1 protein-coding gene is annotated in these 244 nt (G+C 69.7%); it reads left to right on the top strand.

Annotated elements, in window-relative coordinates; all coding sequences use genetic code 11:
- Nucleotides 1–244, top strand: a 244-nt coding sequence (locus tag R0J92_RS25800; RefSeq protein ID WP_411053787.1) for a hypothetical protein, incomplete at both ends; no start/stop codon positions are given.

Below are 244 nucleotides of genomic sequence, written 5' to 3'. Positions count from 1 at the left end.
ACTGCAACGCCGACCCCCGCTGCGTCGACGGCAGCAAGTACATCGAGGTCATCCAGCTCTACCGCCGGCTCGCCCCGGACAACCCGCTGATGCCCGTCCTGCTCGACGACCTGCGGGACGATCCCTCGGGCACGCTCGCCGCGGTGTGCGAGCACATCGGCGTCGACGCGGGAGTCGAGCTGCTGGACGACGGGAACGACCACGGCGTGCCGGCCAGCCGATCCAGCCAGCGGTTCGATCAGAT

This window comes from Tritonibacter sp. SIMBA_163 (assembly GCF_046535935.1).
Lineage (GTDB): Bacteria > Pseudomonadota > Alphaproteobacteria > Rhodobacterales > Rhodobacteraceae > Epibacterium > Epibacterium scottomollicae.
The sequence above is the reverse complement of the archived record's forward strand: the minus strand, read 5'-3'. Positions and strand labels throughout refer to the sequence as shown.